At 38.5% G+C, this 21,379-nt stretch carries 19 protein-coding genes, 1 pseudogene and 1 riboswitch; all 20 genes and pseudogenes read left to right on the top strand.

Features of this window, described 5'->3' with window-relative positions:
• Positions 1–113 precede the first annotated feature (113 nt).
• The 20 genes and pseudogenes from H9L19_RS01370 to H9L19_RS01275 all read left to right on the top strand — a co-directional run bounded on the left by H9L19_RS01370 (position 114) and on the right by H9L19_RS01275 (position 21,275).
• Positions 114–1,069, top strand: a pseudogene (locus tag H9L19_RS01370) (VOC family protein).
• Between the two features lie 135 nt (positions 1,070–1,204).
• Positions 1,205–2,074 (top strand): DegV family protein, encoded by an 870-nt coding sequence (locus H9L19_RS01365; protein WP_187529407.1) that lies wholly within the window; start codon positions 1,205–1,207, stop codon positions 2,072–2,074.
• A gap of 56 nt (positions 2,075–2,130) precedes the next feature.
• Positions 2,131–2,556 carry a JAB domain-containing protein gene (locus H9L19_RS01360; protein WP_187529406.1) on the top strand — a complete coding sequence of 142 codons (426 nt, stop codon included), beginning with the start codon at positions 2,131–2,133 and terminating at the stop codon, positions 2,554–2,556.
• Between the two features lie 77 nt (positions 2,557–2,633).
• Positions 2,634–3,638, top strand: a complete 1,005-nt coding sequence (locus H9L19_RS01355; protein ID WP_187529876.1) for a rod shape-determining protein — start codon at positions 2,634–2,636, stop codon at positions 3,636–3,638.
• A 58-nt stretch (positions 3,639–3,696) separates the two neighbouring features.
• Positions 3,697–4,545, top strand: a complete 849-nt coding sequence (gene mreC / locus H9L19_RS01350; RefSeq protein ID WP_187529405.1) for a rod shape-determining protein MreC — start codon at positions 3,697–3,699, stop codon at positions 4,543–4,545.
• A 293-nt stretch (positions 4,546–4,838) separates the two neighbouring features.
• A complete protein-coding gene (locus H9L19_RS01345; protein ID WP_187529404.1) occupies positions 4,839–5,663 on the top strand; it encodes an alpha/beta fold hydrolase in 825 nt (274 codons plus the stop codon).
• A gap of 796 nt (positions 5,664–6,459) precedes the next feature.
• Entirely contained in the window at positions 6,460–7,377 is a 918-nt protein-coding gene (locus tag H9L19_RS01340; protein WP_187529403.1) for a hypothetical protein, read from the top strand.
• A 563-nt stretch (positions 7,378–7,940) separates the two neighbouring features.
• Positions 7,941–8,240, top strand: a complete 300-nt coding sequence (locus H9L19_RS01335; protein WP_187529402.1) for a hypothetical protein — start codon at positions 7,941–7,943, stop codon at positions 8,238–8,240.
• A gap of 159 nt (positions 8,241–8,399) precedes the next feature.
• A riboswitch (Lysine riboswitch) is annotated at positions 8,400–8,569 on the top strand.
• A 96-nt stretch (positions 8,570–8,665) separates the two neighbouring features.
• Positions 8,666–10,138, top strand: a complete 1,473-nt coding sequence (locus H9L19_RS01330) for an amino acid permease (RefSeq protein ID WP_187529401.1) — start codon at positions 8,666–8,668, stop codon at positions 10,136–10,138.
• 212 nt (positions 10,139–10,350) lie between these two features.
• Entirely contained in the window at positions 10,351–11,304 is a 954-nt protein-coding gene (gene prmA, locus H9L19_RS01325) for a 50S ribosomal protein L11 methyltransferase (RefSeq protein ID WP_187529400.1), read from the top strand.
• A gap of 3 nt (positions 11,305–11,307) precedes the next feature.
• A complete protein-coding gene (locus tag H9L19_RS01320; RefSeq protein WP_187529399.1) occupies positions 11,308–12,051 on the top strand; it encodes a 16S rRNA (uracil(1498)-N(3))-methyltransferase in 744 nt (247 codons plus the stop codon).
• 18 nt (positions 12,052–12,069) lie between these two features.
• Positions 12,070–12,456, top strand: coding sequence for a hypothetical protein (locus H9L19_RS01315; RefSeq protein WP_187529398.1), 387 nt, complete (start codon positions 12,070–12,072; stop codon positions 12,454–12,456).
• Positions 12,457–12,762: 306 nt separating this feature from the next.
• Positions 12,763–13,203 (top strand): division/cell wall cluster transcriptional repressor MraZ, encoded by a 441-nt coding sequence (mraZ, locus tag H9L19_RS01310; protein WP_187529875.1) that lies wholly within the window; start codon positions 12,763–12,765, stop codon positions 13,201–13,203.
• A gap of 19 nt (positions 13,204–13,222) precedes the next feature.
• The gene (rsmH, locus tag H9L19_RS01305) at positions 13,223–14,167 is read left to right on the top strand and encodes a 16S rRNA (cytosine(1402)-N(4))-methyltransferase RsmH (protein ID WP_187529874.1); all 945 of its coding nucleotides are present in this window, start codon (positions 13,223–13,225) and stop codon (positions 14,165–14,167) included.
• A gap of 54 nt (positions 14,168–14,221) precedes the next feature.
• Entirely contained in the window at positions 14,222–14,596 is a 375-nt protein-coding gene (gene ftsL / locus H9L19_RS01300) for a cell division protein FtsL (RefSeq protein ID WP_187529397.1), read from the top strand.
• A gap of 35 nt (positions 14,597–14,631) precedes the next feature.
• The gene (locus H9L19_RS01295; protein WP_187529396.1) at positions 14,632–16,764 is read left to right on the top strand and encodes a penicillin-binding transpeptidase domain-containing protein; all 2,133 of its coding nucleotides are present in this window, start codon (positions 14,632–14,634) and stop codon (positions 16,762–16,764) included.
• Between the two features lie 48 nt (positions 16,765–16,812).
• Positions 16,813–17,805, top strand: a complete 993-nt coding sequence (gene mraY / locus H9L19_RS01290; RefSeq protein WP_187529395.1) for a phospho-N-acetylmuramoyl-pentapeptide-transferase — start codon at positions 16,813–16,815, stop codon at positions 17,803–17,805.
• Positions 17,806–17,855: 50 nt separating this feature from the next.
• The gene (gene murD, locus H9L19_RS01285; RefSeq protein ID WP_187529394.1) at positions 17,856–19,205 is read left to right on the top strand and encodes a UDP-N-acetylmuramoyl-L-alanine--D-glutamate ligase; all 1,350 of its coding nucleotides are present in this window, start codon (positions 17,856–17,858) and stop codon (positions 19,203–19,205) included.
• A 1-nt stretch (position 19,206) separates the two neighbouring features.
• Positions 19,207–20,307 carry an undecaprenyldiphospho-muramoylpentapeptide beta-N-acetylglucosaminyltransferase gene (murG, locus tag H9L19_RS01280; protein WP_187529393.1) on the top strand — a complete coding sequence of 367 codons (1,101 nt, stop codon included), beginning with the start codon at positions 19,207–19,209 and terminating at the stop codon, positions 20,305–20,307.
• A gap of 41 nt (positions 20,308–20,348) precedes the next feature.
• Positions 20,349–21,275 carry a cell division protein FtsQ/DivIB gene (locus H9L19_RS01275; protein WP_187529392.1) on the top strand — a complete coding sequence of 309 codons (927 nt, stop codon included), beginning with the start codon at positions 20,349–20,351 and terminating at the stop codon, positions 21,273–21,275.
• Positions 21,276–21,379 lie beyond the last annotated feature (104 nt).

The raw sequence follows: 21,379 nt of genomic DNA, 5'->3' as shown, positions 1-21,379 counted from the left end.
CACACTGCTGTTTATTGACTGGTTTTTATTTTTGGGATTAGTCCCTTTTTTGTTTAAAAGCCATATTGTGCGTGGTAAATTCAAAGCAATACTTTTAATTAAGGAGTAACTAAATGACTCATCAAATATTAGGACTACATCATTTAACAGCAATGACATCAAGTGCACCAAAAATATTTCATTTTATGTCGCAAATATTGGGCTTGCGTTTGGTAAAAAAAACAGTTAATCAAGATGATGTATCAGCCTACCATCTATATTTCACAGATGATATTGGTCAAATTGGAACCGATATGACATTCTTCGAATTTAAGCAACTACACCAAGCACAAAGAGGGACGGACGAGATTACTCGTACAAGTTTTCGAATTCCGAATCAGCAGGCGTTTGATTATTGGATTGACCGATTTGATGCGTTTCACGTCAGACATGATCAAAAAGTTCATGAACAATTTGGCGTACAATATTTGAATTTCTATGATTTTGATGATCAACAATATGCTTTGGTGTCAGACGAAGACAACCAAGGTGGCTTCGTTCAGGGGCATCCATGGGTAGCGGCCACAGTTAAGCCCGAATATGCTATTTTGGGTCTTGGTCCAGAATTGATGACAATCAATAATGAAAACGCAATGCACTTAATTCTAACGAATGTGTTAGGGCAGAATTGCTGACAACAGATGTTCAGAGTAATTTGTATGAATTTAATCATGGTGGATTGAGTGCCCAGATTCAAACGCAATTCAAGTCAAATTTAAGGCGTAGTGTACCAGGATTTGGCATGCCACATCATTTAGCTTTGGCAGTTGACACGACTGAAAATTTGATATGGTGGCTGAATCGATTTAATCAAATTGGCATGCCACATTCAGAATTGGTTAATCGATTTTATTTTGATTCGATTTATTTTCAAGCAACTCCAGGTATTTTATTAGAATTAGCAACGTCTGGGCCAGGATTTTTTACAGATGAAACTTATGAAGAGGCGGGACATCAACTTGAATTACCACCGTTTTTAAATCATCGGCGCCAAGTAATTGAATCTCAATTAATACCGTTTGAATCATAATTCATCAAGGATGTCTCAGATGTCATGAGGCATTTTTATTTTGGTAATCAACTAGTATTTGTATATATCATTGACTGGGGTATGGTTAGAATATGCTATGATGAAAGCAAGAATGATTTTTTAAAGGATGACAAAATGGAAAAAATTGCGGTTTTAGTTGATAGCTCTAGTAATGTGACACAAAGTGAGCAAGCGGCATTAAACATGTATGCAGTGAATGCGCCAATTTTAGTTGGGGAACGTGTGTATCATGAAAATGTTGATTGGCAAACACAAACTGATTTTTTTAAATTTCAATCACAAACGCAACAACCATTAACCACGTCACAAGTCGAGATTGGTGCTTGGTTGGAAAAGTTTGCTGAAATCGCAGCAGATGGCTATACAGATGTGATAGTAGTGACGATTTCGAGTGGTATTTCCGGGACATTCTCTACCGTAGAGAGTTTGAGCGCAACGGTAGATAGTATTCATATACACGCATGGGATTCGCGGATTGCTGCAGCTGGAGCAGGTAATCAAGCCCGTCTTGCTGCTTATTTAGCACAGTCAGGTGCTCATTTAAATCATATTTTTGAACAATTGACTCGTCTACGTGATAGTACACACGTCTTGTTTGTAGTTGATGATGTGAAGCATCTCAAGCGAACGGGGAGAATTTCAAATAGTGCTGCTTTTTTAGGAACAATGATGAATATTAAGCCAATGCTCACTTTTAATCCCCTTGGTCAAATTATCGCAATTGATAAGGTGCGACAAATGAAGCGTGCATGGGTGCGTATCCAACAACGCTTTGTAGAAGAAATAGACAACCAAGATCAAATCCGCATATCAATTATTGATGCCAATAATCCTGAAATCGCGGATGAGTGGGCAGCAACGATGCGTCAAAAGTATGAGAATTTTGCGATTGAAAGAGGACCAATTGGGGCATTCATCGGTGTGCATACTGGCGAAAAAGCTTTGGGTTTCATCTGGGCGCTTGATTGGCAGAAATTAATTTAAAAAGAATGTCATACTTTTTATGAGTCATACTCCTTATTGACATAAGGAGTATGCAAATGAAAGAAACGATTGATAGGGTGATGTTGAAAATGCAAAACCATTTAGTCGACTTACCACAAGAAGAATGCTGGGTTATCTATCTTAGTCCACAAATGACATGTTTGGGTAAACAATGTATTGCTAAAGGTAGTCTGACCGCTGTTAACATTCATCCAAGAGATGTTTTTCGGTATGCAGTTGCTTATAATGCTTATGCGATACTCGTCATTCATAATCACCCAAGTGGACAATATTGGCCATCAACAGCTGATCGAGAATTGGCGCGACAACTTGTATTGTGTGGCACCATTATGCAAATGCCATTACAGGATTTTGTGATTATTGCCAGAATGGGTACCTATAGCTTTTTTAATCAAAAGGTATTACCAAAAATGACACGAAAAACAATTTTAGAATTATGGACGCTGGCTACGAATTTGTGATAAAATTTATTATACTGTTTAGAACATTTATTCAAGAATAAAAATAAAAAAATTAAAAAGAAAAGTGGGTGAAAGCTGTGTTTTCATTTGGAACTCGAAATGTGGGAATTGATTTAGGAACAGCCAATACACTTGTCTATATTGAAGGTAAGGGTATTGTGTTACGCGAACCGACTGTTGTTGCACGTAATACGAAGACCAACGAAGTCGTTGCAGTAGGTGCAGCAGCTAAGGATATGTTAGGACGGACGCCTGAATCAATTAAGGCAATTCGGCCAATGCGAGACGGTGTAATCGCCGATTATGACACAACGGTAGAGATGTTAAAGCACTACTTAGGTACAGCATTAGCTGGACGTGGGTCAAAGCCATATGTCACAATTGGTGTACCTTCAGGTGTGACAGCTGTTGAAAAGCGTGCCGTAATTGATGCGGCTCGTGTGGCGGGTGCAAGAGATGCATACGTTATTGAAGAACCATTTGCAGCGGCTGTTGGTGCTGGATTGCCAGTCATGGAGCCTATGGGATCAATGGTTGTTGATATGGGTGGTGGTACTACTGATGTTGCAACTATTTCGCTTGGCGGAATTGTTTCATCACGTTCAATTCGAATGGCAGGCGATAAATTAGACGAAGCCATTGCATCATATATTCGACAAAAATACTCAGTATTAATTGGAGAACAAACGGCTGAGCGATTAAAGGTCGAGATTGGTTCAGCTGATGTTGAGGCAGCAAAAGATATGGCAGGTACGACAGCACGTGGTCGTGACTTAGTGACTGGATTACCAAAGACAATTGAAGTCACAGCCGTGGATGTTGCCACTGCGATCAAAGATGTCATCGCTGAAATTATTATGGCAATTAAAGAAACCTTGGAAGAAACATCACCAGAAATTGCAGCTGATGTGATTGACCATGGTATTGTCTTAACGGGTGGTGGTGCACTATTGCAACATATTGACGAAGCAATTGCCGAAGCAACTAAGGTACCAGTGTTCATTGCGCCTGAACCATTAGAGGCAGTTGCAATTGGCACTGGAGAAGCATTAAAGTCAATTGATGTTTTAAAGAATAATTAATTCATTGAAACATTTGTGACAGGAATAATGCGTAAATAGATCAAAGGATAGTCAAATAATGAAAAAATTTTTTTCATCACGACGACTGGTAGTGGCAGTTATTATCGCAATTTTGACCATTAGTGTCATTACGGTTAGTTCGCAGGCAAAACAGTCTCAAAAAGAGCCGTCGATTCCAAGTCGAATTATAAGTGATATTACTGGTTGGTTGTCCGATGTCGTTTCTGTGCCGATTGGTGGAGTGCATAATGGCTTTGATAGCTTAGGAAATTTGATGAACACGTATTCTGAAAATCAAAAGATGAGTGCACGTGTTGATGAACTGGCGCAAGCTAAGGTACAATTACAAGTTTTAAAGGCTGAGAACAAAGCATTAAAAGATCAAATAGAAATTAATACGACTTTGACCGATTATTCAATTGTGAGTGCGTCAGTCATTTCTCGTTCCCCTGTCAATTGGCAGTCACAATTGATTATTAACAGGGGTAGCAATGCGGGTGTCCAAAAAGGAATGCCAGTCATGGGTTCAGGCGGATTAATTGGACGTATTGCACAAGTGAATACGACGAGTGCGAAAGTTGAATTATTATCTGATAATAGCCAATTGACTGATCGCTTTGCGATTCGCGCAACAAATTCAGATGGGCAAGTGGTCGACGGTATTATCACCGGTTTTGACCAATCGAAGAATGAAATCGTTATGGCCGATATCACTTCAGATGTTAAGTTAAAGAAGGGTGACCTCGTTACGACGTCTGGTTTGGGTGGCGTCACACCGGCTGGGCTTTACGTCGGAAAGGTGAGTTCTGTTGAGGCTAACGACTATGGTCTATCGAAAAAAATTTACATTAAACCATCAACTGATTTTAATAATATTCCGGTAGTATCAGTAGCTATCCCTAAATAATCGTTCACATATATGTCCGTTTCATCCTACATCTTAGTTGTAGGGTGGACGGACTTTTTTATGTATTATGTGCCTGAGATAAAGAAAATGTTTACTTAATTGTGTGTAAAAACTTCAAACCATCGCGGTATAATGACATCAGTGATATTTTTTTGGAATCTGAATCTGTAAATGAAACCGTTGTTGGTAATAATTTTGGCAAATGTTGCCGATGTATAGAACATTTAACGATTCTTAAACACGATGAGCAAACTGAATGACTATGAGTGTGTGTAAAAATAGAGGATGAGGAAATGCCAGAAGTGAAGCGAAAATGGTTAGATGTAGTGGTGATGGGGCTAGTAATAATGGTTGCCTTATTGCCGATTGGTGTTGAAGCCTATTACAACTATCAAGTTGAGGATGGATTAATTCGAAATGCTAAGTTAGTGCCGACATTATTGGTGCCAGGTTCATCGGCATCACAAAATCGATTTGATACATTGGTGTCTGAATTAGACCAACATCGGAGAAAACATAGTGTGATTAAAGTAACTGTTAGCAAAACGAGTTTGGTTTCAATTCGTGGTAAGTTAAAACGCGATGATCATCATCCATATGTTGTTGTGGCATTTCAAGATAATGCTGATGGTTACGACAATATTAAAAAGCAAGCACAATGGTTGGATCTAGCACTAAAAAAATTACAGAATAAATATAATTTTGGCGCAATTAATGCAATTGGGCATTCAAATGGTGGGTTAATTTTAACCCGGTACCTTGAAAAGTATCATCACGAAAAACAGTTTAACGTCAAGAAATTAATGACAATCGGGACGCCATATAATGGGGATGAAGAAAATTGGGAGACGCAAACGATGATGTTGAAAGATCTGATTGCCAACAATACGCACTTGCCAGAAAAAATGACAGTTTTTAGTGTTGGTGGAGCTGATGTCGATACTAGTGATGGGATTGTACCTTTTCAAAGTGTTGCAAAGGGTCGGCAAATTTATCAGAATCAGGTGGCACATTACACATTAATTATGGTGACAGGCGAAGATGCTGATCATTCGGCACTACCCCAAAATGATGAGATTATAGACTTGATTCAGCAGTTTATCCTAACGAATAAATAAGTTTCGAGAGTTTAGTTAGAACCCAAAAACCCCATCATATAAACGTTTGAAGGAATAGAGAAATTTATTCCTTTTTTTGTTTTTTGGAGAGATGGTTAAAAAAATTCATGAGATTGGGCGATAGATTTTTTGAGATTTACTGGCGGTGCGTATGAATTTATGATGGCCACACATATTGAGTGGGGAGACAGTCATAATCACCTTGGTTTTAATTCAACGAATATGGTGACTGATAAATAATTTGATGGAGAGGTACTAGTGATGAATAATGGGAAGCCATTAAATTGATTTTTGATTGGATTGCATCAAAATATGAACATTCCTCAAAAATACGTACCCAAAGTATACGCATTGACAGGTAGCGTCAATTTATAAAAGTAAAAGCAAACAACGTTTAGATTATCCATTAATGTATCACTCTGATTCAGATGATTTTAAATTGAAAGCGAAAGCGTCGAATTTTAAATTTTTTTAGGCCAGCAAGGTTAGTCAAAATTGTGAATTAAAAACTAAAACTGCCTTAAAAACTAGCAAAAACAAGGCGGGAAAAGTCCGGAAAAACAGACCATAGAAAATGGTGTGAAATTTGCAAGATTATTTTAAGAACAAACGTCGGAATTACTTGTTTAATTGATTTATAAACATTAATATACTTTTTAAGTGTTAACTAATTATTTCAATCGTCCATTAATGATTTTGCTGATTACTCTGTGTATTGGGTGATTAATTAATGTATTTTGTTTTAGTTAGTTGTTGTGAATGTAATATTACATTTGCGGGAAAATGGAGATTTTTCATGAAAAAATACATAACAATTTTTTTTGCTACGGTTACTTTAGCATCGTCAGCATTGGTGCTAATCGCACCGGTTTTAGCTGATGAACTCAATGCTAAAGAATACACCATGGATAATGGTAAGAAAATTACTATTAAAGATAGTGATATTGTCGATACTATTACAGGAGATCCAAAGGGCGATCGTTCGGAGGTTTACGCAGGTGATGATAATAAATCACTGATCCAAACTGCAGATTTTGATTTAGTCCCTCATGTTGATGGCAAATGGGATAAAATGTTTCACAATTTAGGAGATAATAAAACTGCTGTTCTTCAATCTGTACAAAATATTGGTGGTATTTATGGAGATTGGCACACTGATGATAAAGCGTATGATGCTAATGGTAAGTATGTACCAATGACTGGAGCAGATGGGTTGAGCTATGCACGATCATTGCAATTGTACGGTGCAGCTAAACAAGCAAAATCGAGTATGGGAACAGTTTCTGATTGCGTAAATTTGTTGGCTAAAGCCATGAACATTGGAAATGTAAAGATTAGTTTACCTGGGTCGGTATTGACATTCTTTTCTGATTGGGCAAGTTTAACCGTTAGTGGATTTAATGCAAAATGTGACAACATTATTCATGCAACCGATAAAACGACTGATCGTGGATTTGGGACGGTCATTACTTATACATGGGGTGATTACCCCAATAAAGGAAGAGTGTATACATACAAAGATTATTTTTATAATGATAGCTGGGATACGCCACAAGTTGCGCTAAGTAAACCAGATGGCTCAGATCCAAGGACGCCTAATGATTGGCCAGGCGGATTGAATTATATTCGTAAAGATTTTTATGGTGGATGGTCTTGTGATTATAATAAGAATGCTCATTGGGTAGGAGTAGGAGGGGTTAAAAATGCGTACTAAAATTTCACAGGCTCTGATGTGTTTACAGTTCTTTTTTGTGATTTTGATTATTTTTTTGGATTTCATACCAATTAATTTTATTAATTATTTTAGAATAAATAATTTGTCCCCTTTTTTGTTGTTAATTCTCTTTTTTTTAATAATTATTCCGAGACTATTATTGCGATATTCAGATAAGACAAATCATGAGAAATGATTTTTTATTATTTATTCGACTTGATTTTTACCGTGTTCTGATTGGGAGAGATACCAATAGTCTTTTATGGCGGTTGGTCTTGCGACTATCGTAGTAATGGTACTTGGACAGGAGTTGGAGAAGTTAAGAATGATTATTAGATTTCTAAATATTTCAATCATAACTATAGTGTTATTACAAATTTTTATTTATTTGTTTATTGAAGGGTATTCTGTTTGGATTTCTTGTGGTTTGTCGATAATCTTGGCTATTGTATTGATACTGAAAGAAATTATGATGAAAAAAGACTAAAAGCAGATTCTCATAGGAACAAGATACTAAAGAAAATGAAGATTATAAATATTATCAGGATGACGAATTGATCCAGATGAAAAAAGTTAATGAAATTTATCTTGAGAGCGATGGCATCCAGATTAAAATGATAGAGGGTGAAACACACAGGAATGATTTAGTGCATCTTGTCACACATGAAGGCGTGGCAAAAATTCAGCCGAACAGAAAAGCATTGATCAATAGGAAAGAATTTATGGCTGAAAGCACTCATCAAGCCGTGATAATGGATGAGATTATTTGTATAACATTAATGATATTAATGGAGATACAGGGTTGGTTGCAAGTTCTGACATGGGTCACTATACGTTTTTCGCGTACTTGTCAAAACGTTTAAATGTAAGCATGAACATTTTTGGAATACGCACCATTTAACAATGCGGATTGAAAATGAATACAAGCAGTACCTGAAAAACTAAAACACCGTCAAATATAATAAATAATATTAATTTGACGTCACAAAGATAAACACGTATACTGAACGCATGTAATTAAATAAATGATTAGAGGTCGCAACCAACAAAAGTAACTAATTGAACCGACAGGTCAAGAGATTAGTGAAAGGGGCGGTTGCCGAAATGGAGTGCAGGTATGTTGACTCTGTTGGTCTAAATGTTAATAGCATTTGGACTGTCGTAACTTTTGTTACGGAGCGCTATCGACAAATACTATCGACTAATTGAATGTCTGTAGTCTGTTTGATGGAGCAGATTGCAGACTTTTTGTTTATTACAAATTTATGCTAGCCGAGGAGTGGGTTACATGGCAAAAGAAACAGGCGAATTAAAACGAACAATGCAGACGAGACATCTTTCAATGATTGCTTTAGGAGGCACTATTGGAACGGGTCTTTTTGTAACATCAGGTGCCACAATTTCACAAGCAGGGCCCATGGGTGCTTTAGTAGCCTATGGCGTTATTGGTATTATGGTATTTTTCTTAATGACATCGTTAGGGGAGATGGCCACGCATAATCCAGTTTCTGGGTCATTTTCAACCTATGCAGATATGTATGTTGAACCAGCGTTTGGATTTGCAATGGGGTGGAATTATTGGTTTAATTGGGCAATTACTGTGGCGGTTGAGGCGTCGACCGTGGGGGTAGTGATGGAATTTTGGTTCCCACATGTGCCAACATGGATTTGGTCAGCAATTGTCCTTGCGTTAATTACGGCGATTAATTTAATGTCGGCAAGAACATATGGTGAAACTGAATTTTGGATGGCCTTAATTAAAGTTGTAGCAGTGATCGCCTTTTTAGCCATTGGTATTCTAACCATCGTGGGTGCTTTTCATTATCATCCTGATGTTACTAAAAACCTTTCAGCTAATGGACATTTTGGTTTTGTTGGCGGAATAAATGGTATCTTGGCTGTTTTCATGGTGGCAGGGTTCTCATTTCAAGGAACAGAACTGATTGGTATCACAGCTGGTGAATCAGCAACGCCTGAAAAATCAGTGCCTAAAGCGATTAAACAGGTATTTTGGCGTATATTATTATTTTATATTCTTGCAATTTTCATTATTGGGGCATTAATTTACTATCGCGATCCTAATCTGTTAAAAGCATCTGAAACTAATATTGCAGTTTCGCCATTTACATTGGTCTTCAAACAAGCGGGCTTTGCAGCAGCGGCCTCATTGATGAACGCTGTGATTTTAACCGCAGTTATTTCGTCGGCTAATTCTGGTGTGTACGCATCATCTCGTATGCTTTGGTCAATGGGAAAAACTGGTATGGCACCAAAGATTTTTGGGCAAGTTAATCGACAAACAGGTATTCCGGTACCAGCACTGTTATTGACGGTCTTCATTGGCTTATTAACATTTTTAACAGCCATTTTAGGACCCCATGTTTACTATTATCTTGTTGCTGCCTCTGGCTTATCAGGTTTCATTGCTTGGATTGGGATTGCTATTTCACATTTCCGCTTCCGTCGCGCATTTATTAAACAGGGACATCATGTTTCTGAATTGCGATATCATGCTAAATGGTTCCCAGTGGGGCCAATTATTGCGTTAGTTTTGAGTATTGTAGTTGTTATAGGACAAGATACAGCAGCTTTCTCGGGTACAATTACACATTGGAATTGGCAAGGAATTATAACGACCTACATGGCATTGCCATTGTTTATTGGGCTATATCTTTACTATAAAATCAAGCATCATTCTAAACTACGACCATTAGAGACCATTGATTTGGGCGACAATGTATCAAAAAAACAGAATGATTAATCTGACCTTAACATCGATTGTTGATCGATGTTTTTTTTGTGGCTAATCTTTGTCTGCCGATGACATTTAATGATTTGTTCATTCATCGTATTAAATCGATGTAGGTTAACAAAAAATGTTTTTTAAGGAACTGGGATACGCGTAAGAAGGGCAAGAAGTATTTAAAATAATATGGTATTCTATAGTAAATAAGCAAGGATGAGGGACGAATAATGAGCTGGCACGAAGTGAGCGTGGACACACAAACAGAAGCAGTTGAAGCGATTAGTAATATTTTGATGGAGGCAGGTGCTGAAGGGATTCAAATTGATGATTCGGCAGATAAGGCGACATTTGAGGCGCATGATTCAACTGTGATGGTTGATTGGGAGACTATGCCACATCGAATCTCAGGGGCTGTTGTTACTGGTTTTTTTGCGACGACCATTGATGTTGAAAAAATTGCTTTGGACGTACAAACACGTGTCAATCAGCTGGCAGATTACGGGCTTAATGCGCTGCCTGGTTCTGTTAAGACGAATATTGTTAAAGAAGAAGATTGGGCAACGGAATGGCAAAAGTATTATCATCCGGTTCGAGTGACTCGCCATCTGACCGTTTTACCAAAGTGGGAAACAATCCCTGCTAGTCAACCTGATGAAAAATATATTATATTAGATCCTGGAATGGCATTTGGAACTGGTACCCATCCGACGACTCAATTGATGCTTCAAGCACTAGAGATTGTCGTTCGCGGGGGTGAGCGTATGCTAGACATTGGCACTGGTTCGGGTGTGCTTAGTATCGGCGCTAGACAACTTGGAGTACACCAAATATTGGCAACGGATATTGATGAAGTTGCAGTGCAATCGGCACAGCAAAATATTGATCTTAACCCAAGTGCAACGGGAATTAAAGTGATTCCAAGTGATCTTTTAACTTCAGTACCAGTGCAACGATATGATATTATTGTTGCAAATATGTTATCCGAAGTATTAGTCTTATTGATCCCTGATTTAAAAACATATGTCACACCAAACGGATATGTATTACTTTCAGGCATCTATTTTGACAAAAAAGAAGCAATTGTATCACAACTAGGTTCCGCCGGTTTTGAGATAATGGAAACACTTCAAATGGGTGATTGGTTTGGTTTGATTTGTCAATTAACGACTACAGAGGAATAACATATGCAAAGATATTTCCTAAAGCAAACACCTAAAGCAAATACCTTTCAACTGGATCAAGAGACACAGCATCATTTAATGACTGTTTTACGTGGAAAAATAGGGACCCGTGCTGAGTTTGTATATCCCGATCATTCGGTTCATGTCGCTGAGGTAGTTAAAATTAGTGCTGAAGCGATTGACATGTTAGTCATTGAGGATCAATCGAAACAAGTCGAACTACCTGTTCGTGCAACTTTGGTCTTAGGATTAGCAAAGGGTGATAAACCAGAACTCGTTGTTCAAAAGGGCACTGAATTAGGTGCGGCGAATTTTATTTTTGTTGAAACTGATTGGTCGGTTGTGCATTGGGGGATGAAAGTTGAGCGTAAAATTGAACGCTTGCAAAAAATTGCTCAAAATGCAGCTGAGCAGAGCCACCGATTAATTATTCCAACAGTGGGGTATGTTAAACAATTGTCAGATTTGTCACAGGCGCTATTGCAAAATGCGACCAAAGTGGTTGCGTGGGAAGAAAGCGCAAAAATGGGTGAGACACAGCAATTAGTTAAATCAATTAGTGATGCAAAAATATCCGGCGAAATTGTATTTTTAATTGGTCCTGAGGGTGGTTTAACGCCTGACGAATTAACTGAATTAGAACGACAAAATTTTGTTGCAGCCGGATTTGGCCCAAGAATTTTACGTGCTGAAACAGCGCCACTATATGCATTGAGTGCATTGAGTTATAGCCTAGAATTAGAATAAAAAAGGAAGAGATTAGTTATGCGAGAATTTAAAAAAATCAGTAATTGGCGTTTTTGGATTTGGATGCCAATTCTAGCGTGGGGTGTGCCATTGTTGTTTAATAGCTTACCAAGCGGCTTTAAACAATATAAATTAGTGCTTTCACTCTTTTTGATCAATATGATATTTAGTATTTTTGTGGGGATATATTTACGTAAGCATGGGTCGTTTTGGATGCTATTGCCTGTATGGCCAATTATTTTTGCGATTGGTGTCATTTTTGGGCTAAATGCGCTAAGCTATGGTTTTTTTCTAGCGTTAACGTATTTAATTATTGAATTGTTCGCATATACATCTGGTCAAGAAGAAGAGGTTGATGTAGAACAACAGATTCCAATCGATGGTGGTATCAAAGAGGTGAAATAATGCCACCACTTTGTCCCACTCAATAATAAACTTGAAAAAGCTGACAAATGTTAATTTGTCGGCTTTTTTTAGTGTAATTTGAATTAAAACATCAATGTTAATAAATTATTAACAAATTGTAACCAAACTGCAACATATTGTATTTTTAGCGCTATCAGTGGATTTGTCGGCTTAAAGTATGGCTATACAAGGTGGGGAGTGGTGGTGGATAGTGGTAAATGGTGGTGGAAAGTGGTAAATTATACATATTGAATGACTAAATTTGGAACTAAAGACGATGAAATTGACGAAAGGGGGATGATACCAATGTTTATGGGTACATACGAACATACGCTTGATACAAAAAATCGGTTAATCATTCCCGCAAAATTTCGGAATCAATTAGGTGATAGTTTTGTTATCACTAAAGGTAACGAACAGTCACTTCATGCTTATAGTCAAGTGGGCTGGGAAGCATTTGAAAATAAATTGAACCAATTACCATCAAATAATCCAAAAGTACGGCAATACAAGCGTGCCGTGTTAGCGGGTGCTACTGAAGCTGAGTTTGATAAGCAAGGTCGAATTGTGATACCGATGAATTTAAAAGAACATGCCGTATTAAACAAAGAAGTTGTGATTATTGGTTATGGTGAAAATGAATTTGAGATTTGGGACGCACAACACTTCAAGCAGTACAATACCGAAATCACTGAGAACTTCGATGATATTTCTGCCGAATTGGCAGATTTAGGCTTTGAAATTTAAACCAACGTTAGGAGAAATGATGGTCGAATTTAATCACGTCACAGTATTACTTAATGAAGCCATCGATAACCTAGCGGTAAAACCGAATGGGATCTATGTTGATGCAACCTTAGGCGGTGGTGGCCACTCAAAATTATTGGCTAGTCATATTACCAGCGGTAAATTATGGTCTTTTGATCAAGACATCACGGCCATTAATTATAATCAAAACCATTTAACGGATGAATTAGCGGATGGGAAAATTGCTTTTATTCAAGATAATTTTCGTCATTTAACAGCAGCGCTTGCCAAACAGGGTGTACATGCAATTGACGGTATTGTCTATGATTTAGGTGTTTCATCACCACAGTTTGATGATGGTCAGCGCGGTTTTTCTTATAACTATGATGCGCCACTTGATATGCGTATGGATCAGAGTCAAACGTTAAATGCGCGAACAATTGTGAATACATGGCGGTTTCAAGATTTAATGCGAATTTTTTCGCGTTACGGTGAAGAAAAATTTGCAAAGCAAATTGCGCGAAAAATCGAGCAAGCCCGTGAAGTACAACCAATTGAAACGACTTTTGAACTTGTTGAGATTATTAAGTCAGCGATTCCGATGGGCGCACGACGCACAGGCGGACATCCTGCTAAAAAAACCTTCCAAGCCATCAGAATTGCGGTCAACGATGAACTAGGTGCGGTTGAAGAATCATTACAACAAGCTTTAGATTTATTGAAGGTTAACGGACGTATTTCTGTCATTACTTTTCATAGTTTGGAAGATCGTCTGGTTAAAACGATGTTTAAAGAACGCAGCTCGCTACCTGATTTACCAGCTGGATTGCCGGTGATTCCAGAAAATATGCAACCTGATTTCAGACTAGTGACACGCAAACCAATTACAGCGTCGGAAATAGAATTAGCAGATAATCACAGAGCACATTCAGCTAAGCTGCGAGTGATTGAACGTATTCGATAGATAAAAATGAGTAGTCAATTAAGCTAAAAAGCAGGATAATGAAAGGAAAGGCCTATGGCTCAGTCAGTGCAACAGATTCAAGCAACTAATGTGGCACCTCAAATTCGCCCATTGCCCAATCGACAAACTAAAACGCAACCGCGGCGTGTGCCGTATGCACCTGTGTCATGGGGCCGAGACATCAAACATTTAATTGGCGCGATAGCACTAATTACCATTTTTGCAATTGGTAGTGTTTGGGTTACCAATCAGACAACTGCTTATAATGATGAATCACGGGTTAAATCGGCACAATTAGATAAACTACGAAATTCAAATACCGATTTAAAAGAACAAATTAGTGCATTAACCACACAGGATCGGTTAAATGAGATTGCTCAAAAAGCGGGCATGACCCTAGAAAATGAAAATATTAAAAACGTTAAATAGATGATTGAAACATTAATAGTAATCGAGGAAGACGGATGTTTAATAAAGTGAACTTAAAACGGTCTAAGTCTGCAATTTTAATTATGTTGCTTGTGCTCACACTGGTAGTTTGCTATATCGGCTACCGTTTTTTTTGTGTCGCCATAACAAAACGTGTTGACAATGTTAATTTAGAACAGCGTGCCCAGACACTATATCGTACCCAAAGTAAGGTTACAGCAAAGCGTGGACAGATTTATGATGCTGTTGGAAATGTTTTAGCTGAAAATGCATCAGTTTATACGATTCAAGTGGTATTACAAAAAGATCAACCAAGTTATGTTAAAGCCAGTCAGATTGGCGAGGTGGCGCAACAACTTGCGAAATATCTAGGTGGGTCTGCTAGTGATTATGAAAAAACAATGACGAATGGTCGTAAGAATAAATATTTTCAAGTTCAATTTGGTACACGTGGTTCAAATATTGCGCAAGATAAATATTTAGAGATAAAAAAAGCCAAAATTCCAGGTGTTACCTTTGAATCTCATCCTGCTCGGCTCTATCCAAATGGACAATTCGCGTCTGATTTAATCGGCGCGGTCAGTGCACAAGGGACTGATTCTTTAAAAGGTATTTCAGGGATTGAAGCTGCATGGAATAAAAAATTGACGGGTAAAGATGGGATTAATACGACAAGTCAAGATAGTACAGATGTCGATGTTGCCAAAGTGAGCCTAGCGACAAAAAATGGTTACGATATCTATACCACATTAAATACGAAACTGCAGTCTGCATTAGAATCAAAAATGGATGCCTTGCAAAGCGATTTACAACCTAAACAGGCATTTGCGGCAATGATTGATACGAAAACTGGTAATATTGTGGCTGAAACGCAAAGGCCAACCTATAATGCGACAACCCAAAAAGACTTTGGAAAGTTTTGGTCAAATTTGTTGGTTCAAGAACCGTATGAGCCAGGATCAGTGATGAAAGGTATCACCTTAGCGTCAGCCATTGATTCAGGTAATTGGGATGGTAACGCAACATATCAGTCTGGGACGATTCAGATTAATGATAAAGAAGTAAAGGACTGGAATGATGGCGTTGGTTGGGGAAGAATTTCTTATTCTGATGGGATTGCTCTGTCATCCAACGTGGCAATGGTTTTGACCGAACAAAAAATGGGTGCTGATACTTGGCAAAAGTATCTCAACAAGTTCTTGTTCTTAAAGCCCACGCAAATTGGTTTTAATTCTGAAGCATCAGGCTCAATGAATTTTAGATACCCAATTGAACAAGCTAGTACTGCATTTGGCCAAGGTATTAAAACAACACCAGCCCAAATGTTACAAGCTTATTCAGCAATAGCAGATAATGGGGATGAAATTAAACCACATATTATTTCTAAAATTGTTGACCCGAACACCAAAAAAGTGATTTACGCTGCAAAACGTGAAAAAGTTGGGAAGCCTATTACGGCTGAGACGGCCAAAGCGACACGTGAAGAATTGGAAAATGTTATTTATAGTTCTAAGGCAATTGGGAGAATGTATGCCATTCCAGACGTTCGAACAACTGGTAAATCTGGAACGGCTCAAATTTCAACCGCGAGTGGTTACTCATCGCCGGGTGATAATAAAAATGAAATTCATTCATGGATGGGGATGGCACCTTCGGATAATCCGCGGTATATGATGTATATTGTTGTGAAAGAACCACAAAAAAATACAGGTAATCTCGCTAAAGATATGTCAAATGTCTTTGTGTCTATGATGCAACAGGCATTACAAATGACACCGGCTGATGATAAAATTGTGGTGAGTTCAAAACAACAGGTCAAAATCCCAACGGTTGAAAATGAGAGTATTTCGGCCGCAAAAAAAGAGATTGAAGCTAATCGCTTAGCAGTTGAAGTGATGGGGAATGGTAAAAAAGTAATTACGCAGTATCCAAAAGGTGGTCAGGCATCATTAATTAATCAGCGTATTATATTAAATACTGGTGGTGATATTTCAGTACCTAATATGCAAGGCTGGTCAAAGTCTGACGTGATGGCTTGGGGTAGTTTAGCAAAAATTAAAATCAATGCCAGCGGTGAAGGATTTTTAACCGAGCAATCAGTCTTAGCAAATACTGCGTTATCAGACGGGATTCATGAAATAACGGTTAAGTTTGTGACACCGCAATAAGAAAAACGTGATGGCATGTAATGAATGATGATTAAAGGAGACAGTTGAATGATAGTGAGTTGGTTGCCAGGCATGATAATTGCATTTTTGATGACATTTATTGGAACTCGAATTTTACGAGACTGGTTTATGAAAATTAAAGTGCAACAATTAGTGATTCGAAATGCAGGAAAAGGGCCAGATCATCAGGCAAAGGCTGGCACACCGACAATGGGTGGTGCAGGATTTATTAGTATTATTTTGGTTCTCTTTTTGATTAAGCAGTTTTTCTTTGGGGGAATGAACTTAACCAGTTGGTCAGCCATGATGGGGATTGTGTTGTACGCTGCTGTAGGTGCATTTGACGACAGCATTAAGATTTTTGAACATCGTGATGAAGGCTTTCGGTTTATTCCTAAGTTGAGTGCACAAATCTTTGCTGGTATCGTTGCATTGTTATTCTTGATTCTGGGGAAATTTGATTTCACAGTTAATATTTTTGGTATGACAACAAATCACTTAATTGTTTTTGGAATATTAACGATTATCTGGTTAGTCGGCTGGTCGAATGCAGTAAATTTAACGGACGGTCTGGATGGGTTAGCCACCGGATTATCTGTGATTGCGTATGCAGTGTACCTCATCATTGCCTTACATCAAGGCAATTTAGACATGGTTTATCTTAACGGGTTGATTATTGGCTCACTTTTGGCATTTTTTGCTTGGAATCAGTTTCCTGCCTTTATATTTATGGGGGATACAGGTTCATTAGCATTGGGTGCCGGACTTGCGATGAATGCTTTGGTCTTACACACGCCATGGTCCTTATTACTCATTGGGTTAGTATTTATGTTAGAAACTTTGTCTGTCATGATTCAAGTAGGTAGTTTTCGACTAAGGCATAAGCGTGTGTTCTTAATGACACCGATTCATCATGCTTTTGAAAAAGGTGGTATTACGATGAACCCGGAAAAGCCTTGGCGTGAATGGCAAGTTGATCTACTATTTTGGGCAGTTGGACTCGTTGCAGCATTAGTATTTTTAGCAGTTTATTTTTATTAGACATTAGACATAAGCTTACGTTGGATTTGATTGAAAGAAGGAATGCTTAAATGGGAAAGCATGTATTGGTTATTGGATTTGCACGTTCTGGTTCAGCAGTTGCAACGTTATTAGTTAGGGAGGGGGCTGAAGTCACAGTGTCTGACCCAAAGTTGGATATGACTGATCATCAAGTTGTGGCCCTTCAAGAAAAAGGTGTGCACTTCACACAGACGCAGGATATTCGTTTACTCGATCAAATTGATTTGATTGTCAAAAATCCAGGCATTCCGTATTCTGCACCAATTTTGCAAGCGGCATTAGAACAACATGTGCCAATTGAAGTTGAGGTTGCAGTAGCTCAAAAATATATTCAAGGTAATTGGATTGCAGTGACAGGGTCAAATGGTAAGACGACCACAACAGAGATGATTGCAGCCGTGCTTAGGGCTGATGCGGACCAGCAACATCAAGTGAAAGTGGCGGGAAATATTGGCGTACCAGTATCAGAGGTCGCACCAACATTACGTCAGACGGACACGATTGTGACAGAACTGTCGAGTTTTCAATTATGGGATATGCCCGATGCACGGCCGCATTTTGCTGTCATTACTAATATTTTCGCATCACATTTGAATTGGCATGCGGATCGGCATGAATATATTGAAGCTAAGATGAACATTACGCTGTATCAACAACCAAGTGATTACTTGTTAATCAATTGGGATCGGGAAGAATGGCAGCGTTTGTCAGAACGAACACAAGCCCAGGTCGTTCCTTTATCTCGTGAGGGTCGTTCGACGCAAGGCGCTTATCAAAAAGATGGCATACTTTATTTTAGAGATGAAGCAATTATGCCGGCCGACCAATTGGGTGTTCCTGGTGAACATAATATTGAAAACGCATTAGCTGCAATTGCCATTGGCCGTTTGAATCAAGTGAAAGCTGAGACAATCGCAGAGGTGCTTCGACAATTTTCTGGCGTCCCACATCGGTTGCAATACATTGGTGACTATGCAGGTCGAAAAATTTACAATGACTCCAAAGCAACTGATATCGAAGCCGCACAAAAAGCATTGTCAGGCTTTAAAGCACCTGTCATATTGTTGGCAGGGGGATTAGATCGGGGTGATGATTTGAAGCGATTATCAGATGATTTCAAAACACATGTCTCTGCTTTAATCACATTTGGAGAAACTGGTCCAAAATTAGCACAATTGGCCAACCAATTATCAATTCCCAATCAAGCTGTTGAACGGGTTGAGTATGCTTTTGAGCCAGCATTTAAAATGAGTCAACCTGGTGATGTTATCTTGTTGTCACCGGCCGCAGCATCTTGGGACCAATTCCCTGACTTTGAAACCAGAGGCAATTTGTTTATGGATTCGGTCCAGACGTTTATAGAAAAAGAGGAACAATAACATGAAAGTCGTTTTTTCAGGTGGTGGTACTGGCGGTCATATTTATCCAGCTTTAGCGACGATTGATGAATGGCTGAAACGTGATACGACTTTAGAGGTGCGATATATTGGTGGTGAGCGTGGCTTAGAGAAGGAAATCGTGCCTGCTGCGGGAATAAAATTTGATGCCGTAGCCATTCAAGGTTTTGTGCGTGCGTTATCACTACAAAATGTGAAAACTGTTTACTTGTTTCTAAAGGCGGTAAAACGTGCTAAACGTCAATTGCGTACTTTTCAACCCGATGTAGTCGTTGGGACTGGTGGGTATGTCTCAGGACCTGTTTTATATGCGGCGCAACTTTTAGGAATCCCAACAGTCATTCATGAACAGAATTCAGTTGTTGGTGTGAGTAATCGTTTCTTGGCTCGGCATGCGACAAAAATTGGTGTTGCCTTCCCGGCAGCTCGTAGCCAATTTAAACAAGCGACAGTGGTTGGCAACCCGCGTGCTCAGCAAGTTGTTGCTGGACAAAAAGATAATCGGTTTGATTTTGACACATTTGGTTTGAAAAATGATCAGCCAACTGTATTGATATTTGGTGGTTCACAAGGGGCACCAAAAATCAATCAGGCTGTGGTTGAGGCACTATCTCAGTTTAATAATCAAAATTATCAAATACTGTTTGCCACTGGTAAAAGTCGATTTGATGAGGTACAAGCGATGATTAAGCAACGACAAATGACAGTCGCAAAAAACATTGCAATTGTACCGTATATAAGTAATATGCAAGAATTAATGCCTCGTGTGGAATTGGTCATTGGTCGAGCCGGTGCAACAAGTATGGCTGAACAAACAGCATTGGGTAAGCCAATGATTTTGATTCCAAGTCCGTATGTGACAAATGATCATCAAACAAAAAATGCTAGAAGTATGGCTGATGCTGGTGCAGCGGCAATGATTATAGAATCAGAATTAGATGGGGCAGTCTTGTTTAAGACCGTACACCAATTAATGAGCGATGTTGCCAAACGACAGGAAATGGCTCAGCACGCCGCACAACTTGGGGTTCGTGATGCTGCGGACGAATTCATCGCATTAATTCAGTCAGCTGTTAAAAAGTAGTGCCAATTATCGGTCAATGATTTGGAAAGGAGGGCGAGTGGATGACGAAAGAAGAGCAATCAGATGAAAAGATTCTTGATAAAACTAATCAAATCAACACATCGAAGAAAATTACACAACATTTAGATGAACTGTTAGGCCTCACGGAAGATCAAAATCAGCCTGAATTGGTCAGTGAACAATCGCATGACAAGCAATCTAAATGGACGTCAGGCTCGCCCGTGTTCTCAACTCGATTTGTATCGACGCATTGGAGACATGTGCAACGGAAATTAACATTAACAATGCGCGAGAAACATGCCATAATTATGTTATTAGTTTTACTTGTTTGTGCGATAGTCTTAACATGGATGATTTCACCACTTGGGAAAGCTAAGCAAATTGAAGTGATTGGGAATTCTGATTTGACGCGACGAGAAGTCTTAAACACAGTGGGGATTAATCATCAAACAGCCATGAGCGAAATCATCATGGAGAAATCACACTATTTGGCACAGGCTAAACAAAATCCACAAATTCAACAAGTTCAAATTAAAGTCACAAAGATGAATACAGTTCAGATTCAGGTCAAAGAAGTTGTTAAAGTTGGCTTTATTCGCAAAAATAATCAGTACCATTATATTTTGGCGGATGGTAAGAGTCTACAACAACCGATTAATCTGCAACAGACGCGTAATTTACCAATTTATAATCAATTTAAAAGTGATACGACTTTGGCGATGGTCGCTAAACAAATTGGACAACTTTCACCCGCATTACGTAACGGTATTTCAGAAGTTGTTTGGTCACCAACTAAGGACAATCCTCAGCGCATTATGATGTTCATGGATGACGGTAATGAGGTCTTAGTTAATGCCAAAAAGATCTCAGATAATATGAAATATTATCCGGGGATGGTCGTGCAAGTATCCCAAAAAGGAGTGGTTGATTTACAGGTTGGGGCGTATTTTAAACCATATGGGCAATAATATGATAAATACCATAGTTACCAAGCGGTAATTTATGGTATTATTTTATTTATAAGGATTAAAATTAAAATGATAATAAATGCCTAAAGAATAGGAGGGTTGCA

The sequence above is a fragment of the Weissella diestrammenae genome, from assembly GCF_014397255.1.
Classification (GTDB): Bacteria; Bacillota; Bacilli; order Lactobacillales; family Lactobacillaceae; genus Weissella; species Weissella diestrammenae.
This window is presented reverse-complemented; position numbering and strand designations above follow the sequence as displayed.